18 protein-coding genes and 2 pseudogenes are annotated in these 20,931 nt (G+C 42.1%); 14 read left to right on the top strand and 6 right to left on the bottom strand.

Annotated features, from left to right (window positions below; genetic code table 11):
- Positions 1 to 8 precede the first annotated feature (8 nt).
- The 3 genes from deoC to recD2 all read left to right on the top strand — a co-directional run bounded on the left by deoC (position 9) and on the right by recD2 (position 4,380).
- A complete protein-coding gene (gene deoC / locus BLP57_RS08705) occupies positions 9 to 677 on the top strand; it encodes a deoxyribose-phosphate aldolase (RefSeq protein WP_092071010.1) in 669 nt (222 codons plus the stop codon).
- Positions 678 to 935: 258 nt separating this feature from the next.
- Positions 936 to 1,628 carry an MBL fold metallo-hydrolase gene (locus BLP57_RS08700; RefSeq protein ID WP_092071007.1) on the top strand — a complete coding sequence of 231 codons (693 nt, stop codon included), beginning with the start codon at positions 936 to 938 and terminating at the stop codon, positions 1,626 to 1,628.
- Positions 1,629 to 1,749: 121 nt separating this feature from the next.
- Complete coding sequence (recD2, locus tag BLP57_RS08695; protein ID WP_092071004.1) at positions 1,750 to 4,380, top strand: SF1B family DNA helicase RecD2; 2,631 nt, start codon at positions 1,750 to 1,752, stop codon at positions 4,378 to 4,380.
- Between the two features lie 29 nt (positions 4,381 to 4,409).
- On the opposite strand, the pseudogene BLP57_RS18870 reads toward recD2, so the two are convergent.
- A pseudogene (locus tag BLP57_RS18870) lies at positions 4,410 to 4,487 on the bottom strand (AsnC family transcriptional regulator); the annotation flags it as partial.
- Between the two features lie 35 nt (positions 4,488 to 4,522).
- Here BLP57_RS18870 and BLP57_RS08690 point away from each other — a divergent pair.
- Both BLP57_RS08690 and BLP57_RS18010 read left to right on the top strand, forming a co-directional pair.
- The gene (locus tag BLP57_RS08690) at positions 4,523 to 5,878 is read left to right on the top strand and encodes an MATE family efflux transporter (protein ID WP_092071000.1); all 1,356 of its coding nucleotides are present in this window, start codon (positions 4,523 to 4,525) and stop codon (positions 5,876 to 5,878) included.
- A 25-nt stretch (positions 5,879 to 5,903) separates the two neighbouring features.
- On the top strand, positions 5,904 to 6,041 hold the full coding sequence (locus BLP57_RS18010; protein WP_330389396.1) for a hypothetical protein: 138 nt from the start codon (positions 5,904 to 5,906) through the stop codon (positions 6,039 to 6,041).
- A gap of 70 nt (positions 6,042 to 6,111) precedes the next feature.
- Here BLP57_RS18010 and BLP57_RS08680 read toward each other — a convergent pair whose 3' ends face one another.
- Both BLP57_RS08680 and BLP57_RS17615 read right to left on the bottom strand, forming a co-directional pair.
- Complete coding sequence (locus BLP57_RS08680; RefSeq protein WP_092070997.1) at positions 6,112 to 7,308, bottom strand: MFS transporter; 1,197 nt, start codon at positions 7,306 to 7,308, stop codon at positions 6,112 to 6,114.
- A gap of 3 nt (positions 7,309 to 7,311) precedes the next feature.
- The gene (locus BLP57_RS17615) at positions 7,312 to 7,464 is read right to left on the bottom strand and encodes a hypothetical protein (RefSeq protein WP_015526448.1); all 153 of its coding nucleotides are present in this window, start codon (positions 7,462 to 7,464) and stop codon (positions 7,312 to 7,314) included.
- 150 nt (positions 7,465 to 7,614) lie between these two features.
- Between BLP57_RS17615 and BLP57_RS08675 the strand changes: the two genes are divergently transcribed.
- A complete protein-coding gene (locus BLP57_RS08675; RefSeq protein ID WP_242872583.1) occupies positions 7,615 to 8,502 on the top strand; it encodes an AraC family transcriptional regulator in 888 nt (295 codons plus the stop codon).
- A 69-nt stretch (positions 8,503 to 8,571) separates the two neighbouring features.
- Here the strand turns inward: BLP57_RS08675 and hcp are convergent, their stop codons facing one another.
- Positions 8,572 to 10,146 carry a hydroxylamine reductase gene (gene hcp / locus BLP57_RS08670; RefSeq protein ID WP_092070991.1) on the bottom strand — a complete coding sequence of 525 codons (1,575 nt, stop codon included), beginning with the start codon at positions 10,144 to 10,146 and terminating at the stop codon, positions 8,572 to 8,574.
- 149 nt (positions 10,147 to 10,295) lie between these two features.
- Between hcp and BLP57_RS08665 the strand changes: the two genes are divergently transcribed.
- Together BLP57_RS08665 and BLP57_RS08660 are read left to right on the top strand one after the other, a co-directional pair.
- Complete coding sequence (locus tag BLP57_RS08665) at positions 10,296 to 10,988, top strand: Crp/Fnr family transcriptional regulator (protein ID WP_092070988.1); 693 nt, start codon at positions 10,296 to 10,298, stop codon at positions 10,986 to 10,988.
- A 157-nt stretch (positions 10,989 to 11,145) separates the two neighbouring features.
- Positions 11,146 to 11,616, top strand: coding sequence for a GNAT family N-acetyltransferase (locus tag BLP57_RS08660; protein ID WP_022427007.1), 471 nt, complete (start codon positions 11,146 to 11,148; stop codon positions 11,614 to 11,616).
- Positions 11,617 to 11,676: 60 nt separating this feature from the next.
- Here the strand turns inward: BLP57_RS08660 and BLP57_RS08655 are convergent, their stop codons facing one another.
- The gene (locus tag BLP57_RS08655; RefSeq protein ID WP_092070984.1) at positions 11,677 to 13,437 is read right to left on the bottom strand and encodes a diguanylate cyclase domain-containing protein; all 1,761 of its coding nucleotides are present in this window, start codon (positions 13,435 to 13,437) and stop codon (positions 11,677 to 11,679) included.
- Between the two features lie 253 nt (positions 13,438 to 13,690).
- Between BLP57_RS08655 and BLP57_RS08650 the strand changes: the two genes are divergently transcribed.
- Together BLP57_RS08650 and BLP57_RS08645 are read left to right on the top strand one after the other, a co-directional pair.
- Positions 13,691 to 15,046 (top strand): MATE family efflux transporter, encoded by a 1,356-nt coding sequence (locus BLP57_RS08650; RefSeq protein ID WP_015526443.1) that lies wholly within the window; start codon positions 13,691 to 13,693, stop codon positions 15,044 to 15,046.
- Between the two features lie 31 nt (positions 15,047 to 15,077).
- Positions 15,078 to 16,415 carry an MATE family efflux transporter gene (locus tag BLP57_RS08645; RefSeq protein ID WP_158526439.1) on the top strand — a complete coding sequence of 446 codons (1,338 nt, stop codon included), beginning with the start codon at positions 15,078 to 15,080 and terminating at the stop codon, positions 16,413 to 16,415.
- Positions 16,416 to 16,499: 84 nt separating this feature from the next.
- Here BLP57_RS08645 and BLP57_RS08640 read toward each other — a convergent pair whose 3' ends face one another.
- The gene (locus tag BLP57_RS08640) at positions 16,500 to 19,319 is read right to left on the bottom strand and encodes a bifunctional diguanylate cyclase/phosphohydrolase (RefSeq protein ID WP_092070979.1); all 2,820 of its coding nucleotides are present in this window, start codon (positions 19,317 to 19,319) and stop codon (positions 16,500 to 16,502) included.
- A 306-nt stretch (positions 19,320 to 19,625) separates the two neighbouring features.
- Here BLP57_RS08640 and BLP57_RS08635 point away from each other — a divergent pair, with 306 nt between their 5' ends.
- The 4 genes and pseudogenes from BLP57_RS08635 to BLP57_RS18675 all read left to right on the top strand — a co-directional run.
- Entirely contained in the window at positions 19,626 to 19,847 is a 222-nt protein-coding gene (locus BLP57_RS08635) for a hypothetical protein (protein ID WP_015526439.1), read from the top strand.
- Between the two features lie 2 nt (positions 19,848 to 19,849).
- Complete coding sequence (locus BLP57_RS08630; protein ID WP_015526438.1) at positions 19,850 to 20,062, top strand: hypothetical protein; 213 nt, start codon at positions 19,850 to 19,852, stop codon at positions 20,060 to 20,062.
- A complete protein-coding gene (locus BLP57_RS08625) occupies positions 20,050 to 20,325 on the top strand; it encodes a hypothetical protein (RefSeq protein WP_092070976.1) in 276 nt (91 codons plus the stop codon). The genes BLP57_RS08630 and BLP57_RS08625 overlap by 13 nt, the downstream gene beginning before the upstream one ends.
- A 26-nt stretch (positions 20,326 to 20,351) precedes the next feature.
- Positions 20,352 to 20,483: pseudogene (locus tag BLP57_RS18675) on the top strand (AzlD domain-containing protein); the annotation flags it as partial.
- Positions 20,484 to 20,931 lie beyond the last annotated feature (448 nt).

Here is a 20,931-nt window from a genome sequence, read left to right as displayed (position 1 = left end):
AACGTAAAATGGATAAAAAAGATATATTAAAAAAGGTGGATCACACATTACTTGGACAGACTGCAACATGGGATGATATTCGAGGAATCCTGGATGATGCCATGAAATATGAGGCTGCATCTGCATGTATTCCGGCTGCTTATGTAAAACAGGCAGCGGAATATGTAGCGGGAAAACTTCCGATTTGTACAGTGATCGGTTTCCCGAACGGATATAATACAACTGCTGTAAAGGTATTTGAGACGAAAGACGCCATTGCAAATGGTGCTTCAGAAATCGATATGGTTATTAACATCGGATTTTTAAAGGATGGAAAATATGAGGAAGTAGAGAATGAGATTCGTGCGATCCATGAAGCTTGTGATGGAAGAATCCTCAAAGTCATCATTGAGACATGCCTTCTTACAGAAGAAGAGAAAATTAAAATGTGTGAGATCGTTACAAATGCAGGAGCAGAATTTATCAAAACTTCTACCGGATTTTCTACAGCGGGAGCAACTTTTGCAGATGTAGAGCTGATGAAGAAATATATTGGAAAAAATGTAAAAGTTAAGGCAGCAGGTGGAATTTCATCCTTCGATGATGCAGAAAAATTTATCAGTCTTGGCGCAGAGCGTCTTGGAACAAGCCGTCTTATTAAGATTCTGAAAAATACGGACACTGGTGCAGGATATTAACACTGTGAAAGAGGACTGTCAAAGACAGGATTATACATAAATTATGAACTAACAACAAGTAATAGAATTTGTAAAAGTATCATTTCACATTTTTCTACCAGCTGTGGATAAAGGATGGACGGAATCTAAAAAATACGATAAAATCTGCATTAGAAATGCTGCTGTCGTGAAATTTACAAACGCTCGAAAAAGGAAAAATAAACATGGCAAAGAAAGATTTGCTATCCGGTACCGGCGTTAATTTATACAGGTGATATTATGAAAATTACTTACATTAACCATAGTGGATTTTTGGTTGAGACCAGAGACTGCTACTATATTTTTGATTATTACAAGGGTGAATTACCGAATCTTGACAAGGAGAAAGACGTGATCGTTTTTTGCAGTCACTTCCATAAGGATCATTTTAACCCACAAATTTTTGGGATCCTTGATGATATGGGAATGACTTATCAGGCAATCCTGGCGAATGATATACGAAAAAGGAATCATTTGTCGGATATGAAGATCACATATGTTTATCATGATCAAGCTTATAGTTTGGATAATGAAACCAAAGTTGATACATTGCTATCTAACGATAGTGGTGTCGCATTTATTGTCAAAACAAAGGAAGGTACCATTTATCATGCCGGTGATTTAAACGACTGGTATTGGGATGGTGGGTCGAAAGCTGATAACCAGAGACTTACTTCAGCATATCGCGCGGCGATCAGGAAAATCAAGGGTATGCATTTTGACGCTGCATTTGTTCCCTTGGATCCGAGACAGGGAGATCACTATGCTGACGGGATCCTGTATTTCCTTAAAAATGTAGATTGCAATGTCATTTTTCCAATGCATTACTGGAATGATGCCAATGTAATTAAGCGGTTTATTACTGAATATCCGCAATATAAGTCACGCATTAGAAACACAGAATGTACAAAAGGAGAAGAAATTTCATCGTAGACCCAGATGGCTACTGGCTTGAGATTCTGCCGTAAAGCGGATGTATGTTGGTGATCTTTTATGGATCAGAGCATTTTACTCTGTGGTCATTTATGATGAATTATGAGAGAAGGAGACGGGCATGGAGCACTTACGTTGTGTAGTTGAGAGAATTACATATCAGAATGCCGACAATGGCTACACGGTTCTGAAATGTGCGGTGAAGAATTACAGTGATCTTGTCACAGTAGTTGGCACGATGCCGGATACCCATGTTGGTTCTGTGCTGTCTCTGGAAGGTATGTGGAAGATGGATGCCAAATATGGGCGGCAGTTTTTGGTGGAGAAATTTGAGGAGACACTTCCTGCTACAGTATATGGAATCGAAAAATATCTTGGTTCTGGTCTGGTGAAGGGCGTTGGTCCAAAGTTTGCAAAAAGAATTGTGGAAAAATTTGGGAAGGATACACTGGATGTTATTGAAGAGACACCAGATGAACTGCTCAAAGTATCAGGTATAGGAAAAGTACGTGTAGACCGGATCAAAACAAGCTGGCAGGAGCAGAAAGAGATCAAGAATATCATGCTTTTTCTGCAGAGTCATGAGGTCAGCACCTCTCATGCGACAAAGATTTTCAAGACGTATGGAAGTGAGAGCATTGCGATCGTAAAGGAGAACCCATACCGGCTTGCAGATGACATCTGGGGAATTGGATTTAAGACAGCGGATTCCATTGCACAGAAGATGGGGATTGACAAAGGTAAATTTGTCCGTCTGCGCAGTGGTATTTTTTATACATTGAATAAGCTGGCAGAAGCAGGTCATTGTTATACAACAAGAGAACAGCTGACTGGAAGGGCAAAGGAACTTCTGGAAGTGGAAGAACCGGAGCTGGAGATCACCTTGGATGAGATGATCCGCACGAATGATGTGATCAGAGATGAAGCAGAAGATCGGGAAGCAATCTATCTGCCCCCATATTATTTTTCAGAAAGTGGCTGTGCAAAACGGCTGCTTCGGTTGATGTCCTGTGGAAAGAAGAAATCTGAGGATACGGAAGAAATATTGAAGAAAGTAGCAGCTTCATCAGAAATTACTTATGACGAGATTCAGTGGCAGGCGGTAAAGACAGCGGTTTCTTCTAAGGTCATGGTGCTGACCGGTGGACCTGGAACCGGAAAGACTACAACAACTCTGGGAATTATTTCTGCATATAAGCAGGCTGGATGTCAGATCATTCTTGCTGCACCGACTGGAAGAGCAGCAAAGAGAATGTCAGAAGCAACTGGAATGGAAGCAAAAACGATTCACCGGTTATTGGAATATAAACCTCCGGAAGGCTATCAGAAAAATGAAGAACATCCGCTGGAAGGAGATGTGCTGATACTGGATGAATGTTCCATGATCGATATCATGCTGATGTATAATCTTTTAAAAGCATTGCCGCAGCAGATGTCTCTGATTCTGGTAGGCGACATTGATCAGCTGCCAAGTGTCGGAGCGGGCAATGTTCTCAGAGATATCATTGATTCCGGATGTGTTCCTGTAGTTCGTCTGACCAGGATTTTCCGTCAGGCACAGGGAAGCCGGATCATCATGAATGCACACCGGATTAATAGAGGGGAAGGCATTGATATGAGAGGCGGGAAAGATGCCGACTTTTTCTTTGCTAGCAAAGAGAGTAATCAGGAAGTGGTGGATACTATCGTCCAATATTGTAAGACGAACCTGCCGAGATACTATCATGTAGATCCACTGCAGGATATTCAGGTGCTGACTCCGATGCAGAGAGGCGAATGTGGGGCAGTAAATCTGAACCAGGTGCTGCAGGAAGCCATGAATCCGTCAAAGATCTTTCTGCGGAGAGGCGGCACACAGTACCGGCTGAAGGATAAGGTGATGCAGATCCGGAATGATTACGATAAGGAAGTATTCAACGGAGATATTGGGACTATCACAAAAGTTGACGTGGAAGAACGGGAACTGACAGTTCTGTTTGATGAACGGGAAGTAGTCTATGATGTGACAGAGCTGGACGAACTGGCGCTTGCCTATGCAGTAACGATTCACAAATCCCAGGGAAGCGAATATCCAATCGTTGTCATGCCATTTACTATGAGTCATTTTGTCATGCTGCAGAGAAATCTCCTTTATACAGGTGTGACCAGGGCGAAAAAGATCCTGGTACTTGTCGGAGAGAAGAAAGCTGTGTATTATGCGATAAAAAATGAAACGACAACTGGCAGAAATACATGTCTGGCAAGACGTCTGCAGCCGGACAGCAAAGAAGCACAGGAAGTGAAGGCACAGCTTTTGAAAGAAGCAGTAGACGAGACCGCAAATGAGAACGGAAGCGACAGTAAGAAGATGATCGTCTATAAGGGCAGCATCCAGCCTTCTATGGTATGTGAGACACCGGCAGTTTATAAGGGAAATCTCTGGAAACGCCTGTCGCAGTCAAAGTTCAGAAGCAGTTTTTCCCTGAAGGCAAACGATCGGAGTTATGTATCAGAAAAGGGAATGGAGAAAGTACGTGAGCATGCCTGTGATTTTATCAGAAAGCGTCTTGCACCGGCAGAAATACCAAATGATGGAAAACAGACACCGATGAGAGGGCATCCGGTTTTTGTAGCCCAGCATGCCACAGCTACCTGTTGCAGGGGATGTCTGGAAAAATGGCATCGTATTCCGAAAGGACGGGAATTGACAGAAGCGGAGCAGGAATATATTGTAAATGTGATCATGGAATGGATCGGTCGGGAAATTCATTGAGAGAACGTTTCGGCTTTGGGGTCTGATTTCTATAGCCGTAATCCTTTAATATCTTTAATACGTGATAAGATCGTATTGCAGCTGATAACGCCGGGCAGTGTAGCAATAAGTGAAATTATGAAACCTGTGGAGGAATATGATAATGTCAAAAGATGAATATTTGATCACAGATGCGCCTCTTAAAGCGCTGACGGTTTTTGCAATGCCAATGATTTTGGGCAGCTTTTTTCAGCAAATATACAATATGGCTGACTCTATCATCGTCGGCCAATTTGTTGGTTCCTCCGCACTTGCAGCTGTCGGGGCCTGTGCAGCGCTGACCAATGTTTTTATTTGTGTGGCACTGGGAGCAGGTGTCGGTGCCGGTGTGCTGGTGAGCCGTTATTTCGGTGCCAGGAAGTATGGAAAAATGAAGACCATCGTGTCAACATCCTTGTTTAGCTTTTTAATTCTAAGTATAGTCCTTGGGGTTTTTGGATTTTGCTTTTCCCACTGGATGATGAGTGTGTTACAAACCCCTGGCGATATACTGGATGATGCAGTGTTATATCTGCGGGTCTATTTCGTGGGATTTCCTTTTCTGTTTATGTATAACATTCTTTCCAATATGTTTACCTCCATAGGCGAATCAAAAATCCCGCTGGGGCTCCTGATATTTTCGTCAATCTTAAATATTTTTATGGATCTCTGGATGGTGGCCGGACTTGGTCTCGGTGTGTTTGGTGCAGCCCTTGCGACTCTTATAGCACAGGGAATTTCTGCGGTGTTTTCACTTTTGCTTTTCCTTAGCCGGATGCGTCGATATAAAAGTCGCTTTGACTGGTTTGACAGGCAGGAGTTACATTCCATGCTTCAAATTGCTGTACCTTCGGTTCTTCAGCAGTCTACAGTGTCCATCGGTATGATGATCGTACAGGCTGTTGTAAATCCCTTCGGTACACAGGCACTTGCGGGGTATGCGGCGACGATGCGGGTAGAGAATGTTTTTTCATTGATTTTTGTATCCATTGGCAATGCGGTTTCCCCATATGTTTCCCAGAATCTTGGCGCAAAGAAAATTGAACGGATCAAAAAAGGATATCACGCTGCACTGGTGTTAGATGTATGTTTTGCAGTTCTTGCTTTTATAGTCATTGAAACACTGCACACGCAGATTTCCTCGCTATTCCTTGGTAAAGATGGAACTGCCCTGGCCTATCAGGTATCCGAGGGCTATATGAGATGGCTTGGTTACTTTTTCATCTTTATGGGAATCAAAATGGCAACCGATGGGGTTCTTCGTGGTCTTGGGATCATGCGCCCGTTCCTCATTGCAAATATGGTGAACCTGGCGATCCGCCTGTCTGTTGCTTTGATCTGTGCACCGCGTTTTGGCATTGTATTTGTCTGGCTTGCTGTACCAGCTGGTTGGTTTGCGAACTTTTTAATATCCTATGTGGCTCTTCGGAGATCATGGCCGACTGATAGCAGCACGGAAGAAGGGGATTACAGTTTGTAATATCCTGGCATACAGCACAGAACGTGTGGCACGTACTGCGATCATGATGATATTAAATCTGAGTTCTGCAATGCGGGTACAGATGAAGATGCTGGCATGCGGAAATCATGACAATTTTACCAGAAATCTTCAGGTTCCGCTCAATGCTGTATCAGGTCTATAGTATCTGGCAGCAAAGTGATGATACAGCTTCCGGGTTTGCAGAGTGAAAAAATATAATTACAATCAATAAGTCAGTGCTTTGATATCTTCTTCCGATACAGCAGGAATAACATAAACAATAGAATTACTGGAAAAATAAGTCCGAATCCCATGCCGATCTTAATATTATTTCCAGCATTCTGAGTGATACGACCAACAATTCCAGGTCCAATGCTGCCACCTAAATCTCCTGCCATGGCAAGAAGAGAGAACATAGCCGTTCCACCTGTTGGAAAAGTTTTTGAGGAAATACTGATGGTTCCAGGCCACATGATTCCAACTGAAAATCCACATGCAATACAACCGATCAGTCCGATGATCGGGTTGGATGACAAAGCAGTAAGCAGATAACAGACAACGCATAATATGCCTGAACCACTCATAAACTTCATTAAATCTAACTGCTCTCCATATTTACCAAAAATTATACGGCTGATTCCCATTGTTACTGCAAACATGCAGGGACCTGTTAGATCTCCCAGAGCTTTTGATAATCCCAGTGCTGATTCTGCATAAGCAGATGCCCATTGAGCCATTGCAAGTTCAGAAGCTCCGGAACAGATCATCAGACATATTGCAACCCAGAAAAATGGCTTGGAAAACAGATCCTTAATTCCCATTCCAGAACCATTGTCAACCAGAGATTCAATGGGACAGGTCATGAAGTTATAAGTATTAATTGCAGGAATGATTGCCCATATTACGGCGAGCCACTTCCAACTGTCTATTCCAAATATCAGGAAAAATAAGCTGGAAATCAAAATTGTCCCAACAGCTCCCCAACAGTAAAACGAATGGAGCAGACTCATAGTTGCTTCTTTGTTTTCAAACGGACAGGCCTCGATAATAGGACTGCAAAGTACTTCTATTAAACCGCTTCCGATGGCATAAACAATAACACTACATATAATTCCAATAAAAGGATCAGGTAAAAAATCAGGTAAAAATGCCAGTCCAAGCAGACCCAATGCAGCAAATATTTCTGATGCAACAATGCACACACGATATCCGATATGATCTACGAATTTGGCACAGAACAGATCAACCAGAAGCTGTGTGAAAAAGAAGAAAGTGGATATCAGAGCAATGTTACCGAGAGAAATATGGTAGTCACTGTGAAATTTCAAAAAAAGAAGCGGTGCGAAGTTTGCCGCAATAGCCTGTGTGATAAATCCCATATAACAGGCTATTTTTGTCTTATGGTAGTTAGTTTTTTTTACAGCATTCATTTTTTATTTTCCTCTCCGAATGTTTTTAACAGTTTTATGTTCAATCTTCACATTCATCAATACTTCCACAAAAAAGTCTGTTCTGGGTGGTGCGGTTATTTCAATTTTGTCGCCCTCAATGTTGATCTCACTTTCATTCATCCATTTAAAAATCATAAGAATACCTCTTTTCTTTTTTACTTGATTATATAGCAAATATCAGATATATACATTGAATTAAATTGTAGAAATACTGTATAATATCGTAAAAAAGAAAGAACGTGATATGGGATGGATTATAATAAAATACTTACAGACGAGGAGTTCATGGAAATTAAACAGCATGGAAGCAGTGATTATCCATTCCAGTATTATTATGATAATCTGGAATTGTTTGATTTTCATTGTATTGAGTGGCACTGGCACAGAGAATTTGAGTTTTTATATGTCGAGTCCGGACAAGTTACATGCGGAATAGGAGAAAAACAGATTATATTGTCAGAAGGAGAAGCAATTTTTATTAATTCTAAAATATTGCACCGCTTTTACGCATCATCAGGTGGTATCATTCCTAACTTTGTATGTATGCCGGAATTTATTGCGCCGGAGAACAGCCTGATCTATAAGAAATATATCTTGCCAATCATTTCATCGAATATATATTTCCAGCGTTTTCAGCCTGATGAACTATGGCAAACAAAGATCATACAAACTATGATAAAAATAATGGAAATACAGAGGAATGAGAAAATAAGAGAACTTGCTACTTTGGCATTGCTGCAGGATTTATGGCTGACTTTTTATGAAAATGTAAAGTTATCTGATAAAGGAGATGTACAGACAGTGGATGAAGTTGCACAGAAAAGAGTGCAGTTGATCATGCAATATATACATGAAAACTATAATCGCAATTTGTCTCTGGATGAAATTGCTTCGTATATAGGAATCAGCAAAAGTACTGCACTTAATTTGTTCCACCGTTTTTTACATACTACACCGGTTAATTATCTGATAGGATATCGACTTCAGGCAGCTTCCTGGTTATTGAAAAATACGAATAAAAAAGTAAAAACGATCGCTTATGAAAGCGGATTTCATAACGTTGATTATTTTTGCAGATTGTTTAAAAAACGTTATCATTTAACTCCATCAGAATATCGCTGCACATGTTTAAAAGTGTTGGCGGCTGATCCGAGTCTTCAGACCTGTAAATAAAGCCGATGCAGGACTTTTGGAATCCTGTATCGGCTTTGTTGATTTTGTAAAGGCTTTGAAAAATTTATTTTACTGGTTCATCAGTGCTTTGATATCTTCTTCCGGTGTGGTGATAGGTGCAATACCATAATTTTCAACCAGGAAGTTCAGAATATTAGGAGAAAGGAACGCCGGAAGAGAAGGACCAAGACGGATATTTTTGATACCCAGATGCAGGAGGGTTAACAGGATACAGACTGCTTTCTGTTCATACCAGGAGAGTACGAAGGAAAGCGGAAGCTCATTTACAGAACATCCAAATGCATCTGCAAGTGCCACAGCAACCTGGATCGCACCATAAGCATCATTACACTGACCCATATCCATCAGTCGTGGAAGACCACCGATCTCTCCCAGATCGAGATCATTGAAACGGAATTTTCCACATGCCAGGGTGAGAACGATACTGTCAGAAGGTGTCTGCTTTACAAATTCCGTATAATAGTTTCGACCTGGTTTGGCACCATCACAGCCGGCAACCAGGAAGAAATGGCGGATCGCACCTGATTTTACAGCCTCTACTACAGTACCTGCATGGGACAGGATGGCTGCATGACCAAAACCGGTTGTTACTTTTTTTCCGCCGTTGATACCGGAGAACATACGATCTTCTTTGTAACCGCCCAGCTCCAGTGCTTTTTCAATAAGCGGTGTGAAATCTTTCTTCTCGTCAATATGGACAGCTCCCGGGAATGCAACCACTTCTGTTGTAAATACTCTGTCAGCGTAGCTGCTTTTTGGAGGCATCAGACAGTTGGTAGTGTAGAGGATCGGGGCCGGAAGATGGTCAAACTCTTTCTGCTGATTCTGCCATGCAGTTCCGAAATTGCCTTTCAGGTGAGCGTATTTCTTTAAGCATGGATAGGCATGGGCAGGGAGCATTTCACCATGTGTATAGATATTGATTCCTTTTCCCTCAGTCTGTTCAAGTAAAAGCTGCAGATCTTTCAGATCATGTCCGGTTACGACAATAAAAGGCCCTTTTTCTACCGTAAGTGTAACATCAGTTGGCTCTGGTGTTCCATAGGTTTCTGTATTTGCCTTATCAAGAAGTGCCATGCACTTCAGATTGATCTCTCCTGTTTTGAGTACTGTGGAAAGCAGTGCTTCTGTGCTTTCTTCATAACCGATCTTAGATAATGCCTCGCAGAAGAACTGATTCACTTCGGCATCTTCATAATTCAGAACATTTGCATGATAGGCATAGGCAGCCATTCCACGGATACCAAAGAGAATAAGAGATTTCAAGGAGCGGATATCTTCGTTGGCATTCCACAGCTGCTGAAGATCATATTCCTCTGTTCTGCAGTCAGGAGCCAGTCTTTCTTTTTCAGCTCTGACTTTTTGTATCATGTTTTCGATTGCTGCATTGTCAAAACTTACATTTGTAACTGTAGTAAACAGTCCTTCGATTATGATCTGTCCGGTTCTTTTTGAAATAGTTTCCGTGCTGTCGGCAGCTTTAGCCAGACTGATCAACGCACCTGTCAGTTCATCCTGTAATTTCGCTGTATCTGCTTTTTTTCCACAGACACCGGCATTTCCGGTGCAGCCGGTACACCCGACAGTCTGTTCACACTGAAAACAAAACATTTTTTTATCCATTATTGTATTCTCCTTTTATTCTGTGATTTTTTCGAAGGATCTTTCTTATTATTTTATCCTCGACTAGTAGTATTTATCCTTGGTTTCTGTTAGGAGTATAGTATAATAATTACAACGTGTATGTTTGATTTCCAACAGGAGGATTAATTTTGAAAAAATATTTACCCATTCTAAGAACGAGCCCTTTCTTTAAAGGTCTTACTGATAATGAGATATTATCCATACTGCATTGTGTAAATGCAGCAACGATCTCCAGAAAACGGGATTCTTATATTTTCAGAGCCGGAGACTCTACTGAAGTAATGGGACTTGTGGTGTCAGGCTGTGTTCTTGTTATTCAGGAAGACCTGTGGGGACATCGGAATATTCTGTCAAAATGTCATGCAGGAGATTTTTTTGGTGAACCATATGCAGCAAGTCCGGGAGCTGTTCTGAATGTCAGTGTGGTAGCAGACGAAGATTGTGAGATTATTTTATTAAATGTTCAAAGGCTTCTGGTTTCCTGCCCAACAGTATGTGACCATCATCAGAAGCTGATCCGTAACCTGGTCGGGGTCCTGGCAAATAAGATCCTGATCCTCAACGATAAGATCACACATGTTGGCAAGCGAACGACAAGGGATAAGCTGTTGTCCTATCTGTCGTCGGTATCTATCAGACAGGCATCGTTATCCTTTGATATTCCTTTTGACCGGCAGCAGCTGGCAGATTATCTTTGCATTGACCGTGCGGCAATGTCTTCGGAGATATCAAAGCTGCAAAAAGAAGGGCTTATAAAAACAAACAGAAACCATTTTGAGCTGACTGTCTGTAATGATACGGATCCAGGAATAAAAATGTGATATACATCACGGAAAACGATAAACTTTTTCATTATAATGCAAAAGGAAAGTGAGACTGCTTAAAGAGATTTTATTGTTATAAGCGTTCATACGATGGTATTATGGTGTATGTATAAAGAATCTATGAAATCAGTTATTGAAAAACAGGAGGAAAAAAATGTTCATCAGAAAAGCAGAAGAAAAAGATATTCCGAGGATCCTGGAATTGTTAGGACAGGTGCTGCAGATCCATGCAGATATAAGGCCTGATATTTTTATTCCGGGCACAACAAAATATACGACAGACGAATTGACAGAGCTTTTGAAAAATGAAGAAAAGCCAGTATATGTTGCAGCGGATGAGGCTGATGTTTGTGTGGGGTATGCATTTTGTCAATTAAAGGAGCAGCCTTTTTCAAACAATATGGTACCGTTTAAATCTCTTTTTATAGATGACCTGTGTGTCGATCAGGAGACACGAGGACAGCATATTGGGGAAAGCCTGTTTGAATATGTAAAAAAAGAAGCAAAGCAGCTGGGATGCTATGAAGTGACATTGAATGTGTGGGCAGGAAATACTTCAGCAGAAAAATTTTATGAAAAAATGGGAATGCGGACAAAAGAAAGGCAGATGGAATACATATTATAAGATGTTGAATTGTTCAGGAAAAAAACAGCCGGCTAAGATACAGACTGAGATGTCTGTACCTTAGCCGGAAAATTTATCACTGTAATGAACATGCATAGCTTCCCAGTCCATAAACAATACATAAAATACTCTTCCGTATTGCTGGCTGTCCACAATCCTTCCGTGATCAAGAACAGAAAGGTAAGTGCCGTCTGCTTTTCGAAGATGAAAGTGGATATAGTCATTGTTATTGCCGGCATCGATCTGTTTCCAGATGCTTGTTTCTATCTGCTGTTGTTCATCTTCCCTGATCAGGTTGTGGAAGCTTTTCCTTGTAAGGCTGAAGAGTTCATCTATATTTTTATATCCGGTCATTTGAAGGAACTCATGGTTTGCATACAGGAGTTCATCATCATCTTTGTCCGCTCTGTATATGATAAATGCACCCGGAAGGTGTTCAGAGATATCCTTGAATGCAAATCCGAGCTGTTTGCGGACTCCTGACCGGAGCCCCTCCCTGTAAGCCATACATCCGTTTTTTCCGTGAAGCTTTATTTCATAAAGTGCTGCATCTGCACAGCGCATAAGCTGTGAACGGCCGGATGCAAAGGTTGGATATTCTGCATATCCGAGAGAAATAAAAAACGGATATTCTTTTCCCTTGCATGAAAATGTCTTTGGAAGCTTGGTAAATTGCAGCAGCAGTTCTCCCGCTTCTTTATAGGTATGATCCGGCAGAAGAATGCAGAACTCATCGCCACCGTTTCTTCCCAGTAATGTGTTTTTTGGGAAAAAAGCCTTCATGCTATCTGTAAGACTCTTTAGTGCCCTGTCTCCATAGACATGTCCGTAAATATCATTAATAAACTTAAAGTCATCAATATCAAGGAGTGCGGCCACAAAATGCGCTTTTGGATTTTTAGTGATCATCTTTTCGGCTAATTCATCAAATCCATAGCGGTTGTAAATATCGGTGAGAGAATCTGTGTGTGCCAGTATTTGAAATTTGTTTTTATTTTCTTTCGATACTAACCATACCCGGGTAAGACCTGAGAAAAGTAAAACGACAGCAGTAAACATTCCGCCGACGATTACCAGTAATCTAAGGTCTCTCCATCCGCTTTCAGGAGCTACTTCTAATGTCCAGTGCTCTTCCCCTATCGTAAAACCATAAGAGACAGTATGAGTTAATTGGTCGTCTGACTGATAAACAACTTTATAAGTATCGCTCCAGGGAGCGTCGGTTTTTGAGAGCCTGTATTCATATCCGAAATCCGAAAGTGCACTGATCGCATCTGAAAAAATGTCAGGAACACGCAGGATAACAATGGTAAATCCCCAGAAATATTCCTGGTTGTTTTCATCTTTCAGGTAGATTGGATTGCGGACAGCAATTCCACAGCCGCCCCGTTTTAAATCGAAAGGACCTTGTGTAATGATCACGTGATTGTCTCTTGCGTAACAGGAAATTTTGCTGCAATCTTTATCCTGGAGCAGATCGATCTTACTCGCTTCCGTTCCCTCAGAAGGATAAATATCTGTTACATTACCATCCGGAGCAAGCTGTATGCTTTCAATAACGTCAGACATAATATTTTCCGCAATTGTGTCAAACTGACTGATCTTTCCGTTTTCACTGATCAGGACCTGCTTTAGCGTATCTGTGATCGCAATTCCATTTGTAATTTCATTTTTTATACGTTCGCCGTAGGTTGTTGCATTTAATTGTGCTTTTATGTGTTGTTGTTCAGTTTCATGTGAGTCTATTTTGTATACAATTAAACCAACAAGGCATATGCCCAGTAAAAAAACGATAAGAGGTACAATTGTTTTTTTCTTCACCTGGTTCACCTCGTTTTATTAGTTTCACAATAAAATATTATATCATAGAAGTGAAAAAATAGAATGATTTTTTGCGTTAAAGTGATATTGTTTTTTTATGTACAATGGAAATATGACCAGAGGGTAAAATATAGTATACAATTGAGAATTATATTGGAAAGAATACTGAAAAAACCTCGCGGTTTTGTAGGGTATATGATATACTGTTCTTTATAAGTAAATATCTTATCGGAATTCACGGAGGATCTGACCGATGCTGAATAAAAAAGATTTTTTAAAATATGCATCAAAATTAGCATTTCCGATCATGATCCAAAATCTGATCGGAACATTGGTAAATGTTGCGGATACTGTAATGCTGGGATATGTAAGCCAGACTGCCATGTCAGCTTCATCTCTTGCCAACCAGTACACATTTATTCTTTTCTGTTTGTATTATGGCATGGCTACAGGTACTTCGGTTTTATGTGCCCAGTACTGGGGAAAGGGTGATAAAAAGACAGTAGAAAAGATTCTCGGCCTGGCGGAGCGGATCTCACTGATCGTTTCTCTTGTATTTTTCGTTATCTCCTTTTCCATGCCGACTACGATCATGAAGATTTTTACAAACAGTCCGGATACGATTGCTGCCGGCAGCGAGTATTTGAAGGTGGTCTCATTTTCCTTTATGTTTATGGGCTTCTCTCAGGTTTTCATGAGTGCCCTTCGAAGTGTCGGAAAAATAATGCTGCCTTCTGTTACATACATTGTATCGCTTTGCGTCAATGTATTTTGTAATGCCACCTTTATCTTTGGCCTGTTTGGACTTCCAAAGCTTGGTGTTACCGGTGTTGCCCTTGGTACTGTTATTGCCAGGATCGCAGAGGTATTGATCTGTCTCATCTATTCATTAAACAGCTCCGATGTCAGATTTCGGATAAAATATTTCTGTGCGAAATCCGGTATTCTGTTCAGGGACTTTATGAAAATTGCTTCTCCGGCTGTGATAAATGATGTTGTCTGGAGCTTTGCCAGTTCAGCGTTCGCAGCGATCCTTGGCCACATTGGCGATGATATGGTTGCCGCAAATGCCGTTGCTGTTATGGTGGTAAACATTGGTGCCATCGCCTGTCGCGGTTTTGCCAATGCTACTACCATCATTATCAGCCAGGAGCTTGGTAAAGATCACAAGGACACAGCCAGAGAATATGGGAAACGTATGCTGAGAATAACAATTATCGTAAGTCTCATCGGATGTGCCATTATTCTGGCAGTCCGCCCTATGATACTGGACTTCTACCGGGATAAACTGACAGAGACAGCCATTTATTATCTTGGTATTTTTATAATCATGACAACCTGGCGTCTTGTAGGAGAGGGTATCAATACCTGTCTTATATGCGGATGCTTCAGAGGAGGTGGCGATTCCAGGTTCGGAATGATCGTAGATTCCATATTTATGTGGCTTGTTGCAGTTCCTCTCACCTTCCTTGCAGCATATGTTTTAAAACTGCCGCCTGTCTGGGTATATTTTATAATGACCCTGGATGAGTTCGAAAAAATGCCTGTGGTGTTCATCCACTATTTCAGAAATAAATGGCTTACGAACATTACCAGAGATTTTGACTGATTATGTAACTAAGCAGGAGGTTTTTATAGAAATGAAATACTTTGAGGCAAAAATGTCTTATCCTCAATTTTTAAAATATCTGGTTCCATCAGTGCTGACCATGATCTTTTTATCATTTTATACAACGATAGATGGATTTTTTGTATCACGGTATGCAGGCTCTGACGCGCTTGCAGGAATTAATATTGTTATTCCGATCACCTGTGTTATTTTCGGAACATCTGTCATGCTTGCAACGGGATCAGGTGCCATCATAGGAGAGCGGATGGGACAAAAAAGAGAACAGGAAGCAAATGAGATATTTACTTTTATCACGATCGTGCTGTTCGTACTTTCAGTTGCTTTTACAGCTGTGGGAATCCTTTTTCTGAAACCGATCTGTATTTTTTTAGGAAGCAGTGAGCGCCTGATGGAGCATGTGGTGCCATACGCATTTGTCATATTTTTAGGATCAGTTTCGATGTCATTCAAGCTGTTTTTTGAATATCTTGTGAGGACGGATGGGAGATCGTACATCGGAATGATCATGTCTCTGACAGGTCTGGCTTTTAATATTGTTTTCGACTATATTTTTGTGGCTGTATTCAGACTGGGAACGCTTGGAGCTGCATGGGGAACATTTCTCTCCATTACAGTAAGCATGTTGATTGGCTTTATCTATTTTCTGAAATACAGCCATATAAGGTTTTGCAGACCGAAGACCGACATGAGTGTTCTTCTGAAATCCTGCACCAATGGAAGCAGTGAAATGCTGACGGAGATGTCTACCGGGATCACTACATTTTTATTTAATCTTATTATCATGCAATATTTTGGTGAAGATGGAGTTGCGGCTGTGACGATCATTATGTATATTTACTATTTCTTCATCGCTTTTTATATGGGAATTGCCGTTGCAGCAGCTCCGATCATAAGCTATAATTATGGCTCTGAAAATCATGATAAGATCAGAGAAATAACACGATATAGTTTTATTACGATTGCCATCAGTTCAGTATTGATCCTTACAGTATCTCTTGTATTTGGAAAACAGATCATCCATTTATTCGTCGGGAACGGAAATGTATTTACATTGACATGGGATGGCCTGAAGCTGTTTAGTCCGGTTTTCCTGTTTATTGGTTTAAATGTATTTCTTTCCGGATATTTTACTGCCCTGGGAAAAGGTTTTATTTCGGCATTGATCTCATCAATGCGTTCTTTGATCCTGGTGGCTGTGTTCATATTGATCCTGCCAAAGCTTATAGGGGTTGCAGGCATCTGGATGACGATGCCGCTGGCAGAAGCCGTGACTATTTTCATGGCGGTTTATCTGTATCGAACATACGGAAAAAGTTTCATGCAGGAAAATTCCAGAGCCACGTCTTAATGATATTTTGCAAAACTTTAACAAAAAAGAGGCCGTCAAGTACGACCTCTTTTTTGTTATGGCTTTATCATGTCATGGGAGTATTTATAACTCCTGTGGAGATATTTCCAGGTATTCATAGGATGGCTGGAAATCATTGCTGTCACACTGACGGTAATATTGGGTAAAAATACGTTCTATGATGTCCGGGATATGCGTTTCGTCAGGCTCAAACAGTATGATGAGATACTGCAGGGAGCTGTAGCGTGTACAGATATCCACACGGCGGATATTCTGCCGAATGGCCTGTTCCATATACTCCAGAGCCTGCTCAATGGATTCGATATCAGGAACTGTATCCACAAGTGTCTCGATGGTGATCATCGCCAGATAACATCTGCACTGGCTGCGTGTGACAAGCTGGCTCATGTATTCATACTGGCGTGCGAAATCCCGGTAATTCAGATCAAGAGCACCTACATAGATGCCGCTTTTCTGAAGGGACTCTGCCACAAGCTCCAGATCCTTTCCGGAACCGGATGCCGCAAGAGTGCTGCGGTCGATCTGCTGGTAGAAAAAGAACTGGTTTTTGCCGTTTTGTTTTACGTAATACAGAGCTTTATCTGCTTTGGAATAGCAGTCTTCAAAGGAATCATCGGTGCTGCACAGACACAGGCCTGCGGACAGTGTGGCAAACCGGAGCTCCGGATCATCGGTAGTGATGGTATGAAATTTCTGGAACAGATCGTCCATCTGCAGAGACAGGGAATCAGGATCTGTGTCCGGAAGGAACATCAGGAATTCATCTCCGCCAAGTCTGCAGGAAATTCCCTGATCTGCCCGTTTCTGAAGCAGCTTTCCAAGACATTTCAGTGCACGGTCGCCGGCTTTGTGGCCATAGATGTCGTTGATCTTTTTCAGGTTGTCCATATCAAGGAATACCAGACATCCATCATGTGTCTGCATAAATTCCGCGGTAAGACGTTCGCCCAGGTTACGCATGGGAAGACCAGTAAGGAAATCATAGCTTTTTGCGTCTTCCTGGCTTTTTATGGTAGCCATTATGTCCGAGATGAATTTGCTGACGGTAAGCTGCATATCCGGAAGGTTATAGGCGTCCGGTTCTTCCTGGGAAGGATCCCACTGAGGCAGCCGTTTTTCATTGAGCAGTTTCAGAAAAATGTCTGTGATCTCCGGGTCGAACTGTGTACCACGGTTTTTGCGGAATTCTTCGTAAACAACCTCCGGTGGAAGCGCATTACGGTAGATTCGGCGGGAGTTCATGGCATCGTAGCAGTCGGCAACAGCCACGATCCGGGCATGGATGGGGATTTCTGTTCCGGCCAGCCCGTCCGGATAGCCTTTTCCGTCATAACGCTCATGGTGACTTCTTGCGATTTCTGCCGCATGCGGGATCAAGGTTATATCCTTCAGGATCTCGGCGCCGATGACGGTGTGTTTTTTTATAAGGTTGTATTCATCATCGGTCAGCTGTGCAGGTTTGTTCAGGAACGGATCCGGGATACCGATCTTACCGATGTCGTGAAGGTGAGTAGCACGTTTCAGATTCAGGATCTCCTCCGGTGTCCAGCCCAGCTCCTCTGCAATCAAGGCTGCATATTGTGCAACCCGGTAGGAATGACCGCGGGTGTACGCATCCTTTGCCTCAATGGTGGTGGAAAGGGTCTGTATCATCTGCAGAGACATTTTTTCATTCTGTTCCTGGTTTTTGCGGATTTCGCTCTGCTGGCGTTTCAGTTCTATATCCTGGACATTTTTGATGGCTCTTACAATATTGACAAAGAGCAGGATCAGCATGCCGGCGCCCACAAACAGTCCGGACATTAATGTGACAAAGTATACGGAGGTTGCCTCAACGGCAATACACAGGATCGCTGCCAGCAGACCAATGAGCAAAAGCCGGTCGGCCTTGTTTTTTTCGGTGCGTATATATTGGAAAAGGTGTACAAATATTGTGGCAACGGTAATCGCCAGGATTCCGTGACTTACAGGCATGGTTTCGATATAATCTGCGATACCTGCAGCAGTGAGGATCGTACAGACTGCAAAGTTTATCATTGCGATGCTTCCAAGACAGACATAAAATCTGTGATGCAGCCCTTTCTGGAGACTGTCCGCAAAAAACAGGATCGGGAGCGGACACAAAAGGATCATAACGAAGCACAGAGATCCGAGAGCGGAAGCGTTGGGGACCAGGAACTGACGGAGCTTGGATTCACCCAGCATCCAGACGGCGCCCATAACCATGCACCATCCAAGATATTCCATGTCAAATCGTGTATGATAGACCAATCCCAGAGCGAAACTGAACAGGATCGTGACGATTCCGGCAAACAGGATAAAAAAAGCAATGTAGGTTTCCAGTCCGTATCTGCTGAAAATATATATCCAGATATCTGCCTTGTTTCCGCAGTAAACAGGATTGACAACTCCGGTGTAATTGGAGGTGTAGGTGGTCAGTTCAATACGGAGCTCTTTGCCGGCATCGGAAGCATAAACCGGGCAGAAAACATAACGGCTGGCGGAGTTTTTGCCCACAAGCCTTGTTTTATGCGTGGAGTAGCTGGTCCTGAGGTCGTCCCCTACATAAAAATCCACATCCTGCAGGGAAGAACGGATGGCAAAGCAGGTATCTGTAAGATCATCGGGAAGCTGGATGGTGAGGACCATCGTGTCACCGACGGGAACCTTGTAGGTGCCCGGAACGGAGATTTCCTGGGGGGTTCCATCCGGTTTCTGCCAGGTAACGGTACCGGAATAGATCACAGAGGCTGCTGAGGTGTCGGAAGAACGTTCATCCGCACCAAAGATCTGCATAAAAATGAACCAGCCAAGGATGGCGAACATCAGAATATAAAAGAAATATCTTTTTCCCTGGTTAAAGGTTTCGGTTTTTTCTTTCATGGCAATATGCCTCCTTGTAATGGGAAAGGAGTGGTTTGTAAATTGAAAAACTCCTTTAGATCGATTATACCAGACCGGAGTGGAAAAATCAGTATAAACAGACTAAGACGGGTAATTTGGTAAGATTTTACCAATTTTTTTATGATTTCGATGGTATTATATAAAGCAGATAGAAAACATATCCGATGCATCTGCGTGCAGGATATGGTACAATGGGTAAATGTGGAGTATGACATGCAAAGCATGATATATGCAGGATAAAGGATCAGAATAAAGAATGAGAGTAAAGTGACAGGAGGAAGGATCATGAGTAAGATCGTAAATATCACATCAAAAGAGGACAAAGATCAGAAGCTGCAGGATATAGCAAATTCACTGGAGGAGCTGAAGGATGTAATGGCTGAAGTGATAGAAGCCTATGAGGAAGAAAATGCGGACAGCCGGAAGATGGACACGCTGACAGAGGCACTGGATGCGCTTGAGGACGCTTATGAGGCTGTTAACGATGTGCTGCTTGAGGAAATCTGATCATGCAGTATAAGGTTCTGAAGATAGAAGAAGACATGGATTTCGGCTGTGAAGAGCGGCAGCCGGGTGAAGCACTTATGTCAGTAGTGCTGATGGAAGATGAAAATGGAAATGAAACAAGTCTGCGACATGATGACGGTCTCCTTTATGAAAGAGATATCAATGAGGGAGATCTTGTTACCATGGACGGGCAGCATCAGCTGTGGAAATTGTAAAACAGAAGGGACGTACATCATTGGATTTTGTCATGACCGCACTGTTTGTGGTTATGTTCATTGATCAGTGGGAAGATGCACAAGATCATAAGCCGGCGCTGGTCGGAATTGTATGCTCTGTGATCTGCCTGGTGATCTTTGGAAGAGGGAAGTTTATCCTTCCGTCAATGGCATCGATCGTTTTATGCTTCCTGGGAATGAAGAAGCATGAGGAGAAGAGAAAAAAAGAACGTATACAGAAGTCAGGAGAATATCAGGCATGACAGTTGGGATATAGCCGGAAAGTACGCATTACGGACTGCCGGAGATGATCGCAATACTGTTCATTGTGGTATTACATAAATGGAAGAAGAGTACATTGCTCAGCATAGGAGGGGGAACGGTGTTTTATATGGTGCTGGTGCAGACCATATTTGGTTAGGCAGAAATATGCGAAAAACAGAAAATGAAAAGCTAAGGCAGGATACGATAACCGTATCCTGTTTTTTTGATTGCTGCAGTAATTTATGAAAATGCTGTAGATCAGATAAGCAGGCACAGGATTGTATGTAAAGGTGCAATAAGCCGTGAAAAGAAGCGAGCGGTCGCGAAAATGAGCGCGTCCGCGAAGAACGCACAGATGTATTTCCTTGTTCCTGGAAAATACAGAGGAAATATGCCGGGATCAGAGGAATCTGTAATTGTAACAGAACAACGATACCCCTTACTTGTCTGTGAATCCGATTGCACAGGTCTAAAAGCCTCAGCGTAGCTGGAGGCAATAAATAGTGTGTGTGGAATGGTGTGTTATGAAAATAACAAAAATGAGTAACTTTTGCTCTCACAATGGAATAAAAAACGACAAGACACTATGCGGCTTTATGGCTGTA

The sequence above is a fragment of the Blautia sp. SF-50 genome, assembly GCF_900101315.1.
GTDB classification, from domain to species: domain Bacteria; phylum Bacillota; class Clostridia; order Lachnospirales; family Lachnospiraceae; genus Blautia_A; species Blautia_A fusiformis.
The sequence above is the reverse complement of the archived record's forward strand: the minus strand, read 5'-3'. Positions and strand labels throughout refer to the sequence as shown.